Origin of the sequence: Arenimonas sp. (assembly GCF_044348765.1) — a bacterium.
Taxonomy (GTDB): Bacteria; Pseudomonadota; Gammaproteobacteria; order Xanthomonadales; family Xanthomonadaceae; genus Arenimonas.
In genome coordinates, this window is record NZ_JBIKSE010000071.1 from 1 (window position 1) to 3,524 (window position 3,524).

Genomic DNA, 3,524 nt, shown 5'->3' on the forward strand with positions numbered 1-3,524 from the left:
GGACCCAGATTACCGAGGTCATCGGCGTGGCCCGGATAGCATTCTTTATGTTTTTAGCCACTTTAATTCAATTCCATATCGGTCAAGATACTGGCACCCCTGTCCCAGAAGTCAAAAACCTGTCCATTACTGTAAAGATAGCCTAAAATGCCGAGGCTATGATGAATGGTTGATATTACCATTGTCCTTTTCAAGGCCTCATGAACGCACCTAAATTCTGCCGTAACTTCCTGGTTGCCCTCATGATGGGCATGCTGGCGGCCTCCTTGGCCTTCGGTCAGGCTGGATTGGCCCCAACCAAAGGCGCTACCAGTGCGACCCAGGCTGCGAACGCGCAGGTCCTGAAGTCTTTGCCGTTCAGTGACCGCCAGGACTTCGAGAACGCCCAGAAGGGCTTCATCGCTACCCCGAAAACCCTGACCATCCGTGATGCCAAAGGTAAAGCCATCTGGGATCTTGAGGCCTACAAGGCTTACATCGGCCTCGACAAGCCAGCGCCGGATACCGTCAATCCGAGTCTGTGGCGCAATGCCCAGCTGGGCTTGCTCAATGGCTTGTTCAGGGTCACCGATGGCATCTATCAGGTCCGTGGTTATGATTTATCGAATATCACCTTCATTAAGACCAAGTCCGGCTGGATTGTATTCGACCCGCTGATTTCACCGGAAACCGCCAAAGCGGCCTTCGATCTAGTCACTGAACATCTGGGCAAGCGGCCGATCCATGCCGTGGTCTACAGTCACAGCCATGCTGACCATTACGGCGGTGTCCGCGGCATCGTTGACGAAGCCGATGTCAAGAGCGGAAAAGTGAAGATCATCGCACCGGAGGGCTTCACCGAGCATGCCGTGAGCGAAAATGTCATCGCCGGCAACGCCATGGGCCGCCGTGCCGTATACATGTTCGGCGCGGTTCTGCCGCGCAACGCCCGCGGCGGTGTCACCGGCGGTCTGGGCATAACCACCTCTAGTGGTAGTCCCAGCCTGATTTTGCCGACACTCGATGTCGAAAAGACCGGCCAGGTCGTTGAGGTTGACGGTGTCAAGATGGTATTCCAGATGACGCCAGGGACCGAAGCTCCGGCCGAAATGAACACCTGGTTCCCGCAGTTCAAAGCGCTGTGGATGGCCGAGAATACCACCAACACCATGCACAACGTGCTGACCCTACGCGGCGCCCAGGTCCGTGATCCATTGAAGTGGGCGTCGTATATCGATGAAACCATCGACCTGTACGGTAAAGAGGTTGAGGTCAAATTCCAGAGCCATCACTGGCCGCAATGGGGCCGCGACGGTATCATTTCGTACTTCGGCAAACAGCGCGATATCTACAAGTACACCCACGACCAATCCGTGCGCCTGATGAACATGGGTTACACCGGTGAGGAAATCTCGGAGATCATCAAGCTGCCAGCTTCGCTGGAGAACGACTGGAGTATCCGTGGCTATTACGGCACGCTACGCCACAACTCCCGCGCGGTTTATCAGCGCTACATGGGCTGGTACACCGGCAATCCGTCCGATCTGAACAATCTGCCGCCGGAAATGGTTGCGCCGCGTTATGTCAAGGCCATGGGCGGCGAAGCCGAAGCCCTCCGTAAGGGCCGTGAATCCTTCAAGGAAAACGATTACCGTTGGGTCGCTGAAATGATGAAGCATGTCGTATTCGCCAATCCGGCCAACCAGGAAGCCAAGAATCTGCTGGCCGACGCTTTGGAGCAACTGGGCTATCAGGCTGAATCCGGCCCATGGCGTTCGGTCTATCTGCAGGGCGCCTTCGAATTGCGTAACGGCGTTCCGAATGTCCAGGCGGCGGCTTCCGCCACTCCGGATACCATCCGTGCCATGACCCCGAGCATGCTGTTCGATTACTTTGCGGTCCGCTTGAATCCGGAAAAAGTGGAAGGCAAGAAATACGCCATCAATGCGGTGTTCACCGATGTCGGTGAAACCCATGGTCTGCGTGTGGAAAATTCCGTGCTGAACCACGCCCCCAAAGCCGTGGCCGGCGCCGATGCCACCATCACCCTGAGCAAGGCCGTGTTGAATGACATCCAGCTCGGCAAAACTACGCTGGATAAAGCCGTAGCCGATGGCAGCGCCAAGATCGATGGCAATGCCGCCATCGTAAGTGATTTCCTGGCATCGATGGACAGCTTTAAGTTCTGGTTCAATATCGTCACCCCCTGAGACGATATTGCGCCGGCTGGGGCCCCTCCAGGTCTCCCGGAGGGGCTTCACTTTTACCAAATCTCAGGGATAAAATCCGGACTGTCCGGTAAGGTCTACACTTGCCTCAAATGTTGTAATCGACTGAAACTTGGATAAGCCCATGACCCATTTAGCGATAACCCGATTCCCGAAACATGCCGCCCTGGCCTTGGCTTTGCTGCTGGCATCGGCCGCGGTATCAGCCCAATCCACCGAGTCCCTGGGCGTGCCAGTCGGCACCGCGCAAGGGGACAAGCCGGCCGCGCCGGCCGAGGTCGACTATGCGGTTCCCGATCTGAAGACCAAACCGAATGGTGGCATGCATCAGGTTAATGAGTACTTCAGCTTCAAGCCGAGTCTCGCGCTGTTGCAAGACTTCACCTATATCGATCAAGACGAAGACAGTATCACCCAAGTGGGTGACCAGGTCAGTCAATGGCAGGTGCGTAGTGCACGCCTGACCTTCCTCGGTTCGATCGGCAAGGACTACAAGGTGAGTTATCAGTTCGGTGGCGAATACAAAGGCTTCGACACCGACCCGGTGCAGAGCTGGCAGTTGACCGATCTGGCGTTCACTTTTCCGATTGGCGGGCCCACTAATAAGCTGACCGTCGGCAAGACCAAGGAAACCTTCAATTACGAGATGGTCGGCGATGCCGCCAATCTGCCACATTCCGAACGCGTACTCAGTCCGTTCTTTGTGTCGCGCAATATGGGCGTGAAGATGCTGCATGTGTTTGGTGAAAAGAAAACCATGACGCTGTCCTACGGCGCATTCAATGACACCTGGGATATCAATTCGACCAGCAGTCGTGGCATGGATTACAGCGCGCGCGTGACCGGGTTGGTCTGGGATGTGCCCGAAAAGCAGCAGTTCCTGCATCTGGGGCTGGCTTTGCGCGAAGTGGGTGCCGATGGCACCTTACGCTACCGCGGTCGTCCGGAATCCAATGTCACCGACTATTATGTGGATACTGGCAACATGCCGGCCGATGGCGCTTTCCAATACGGTCTCGAAGCCCTCTGGAACAGCGGCCCGCTCTCGGTGCTGGCCGAATACAACCATGCCGCCGTCGATTCGCCCACGCGCAATGATCCCGAATTCAAGGGCTATTACATCACCGGAAGCTGGGTGATTACGGGTGAAACCCGTCCATACGACCGCAATGTCGGCTATGCCCGGCGCGTGATTCCGACCGGCCGATGGGGTGCACCCGAACTGGTCGCGCGCTACTCCAATCTTGATCTCGATGACAACGCGGTAGCGGGTGGATCTTTTGAGAAAACCTATCTGGGTCTGAACTGGTGGGCCAC

The 3,524-nt window shown here is 56.3% G+C and carries 2 protein-coding genes; both read left to right on the forward strand.

Features of this window, described 5'->3' with window-relative positions:
* Positions 1–200 precede the first annotated feature (200 nt).
* Positions 201–2,189, forward strand: coding sequence for an alkyl/aryl-sulfatase (locus tag ACIQ0Q_RS08400; protein WP_395772489.1), 1,989 nt, complete (start codon positions 201–203; stop codon positions 2,187–2,189).
* 142 nt (positions 2,190–2,331) lie between these two features.
* Positions 2,332–3,524: OprO/OprP family phosphate-selective porin (locus ACIQ0Q_RS08405; protein ID WP_395772490.1), on the forward strand; the 1,193-nt coding region annotated here is incomplete at its 3' end.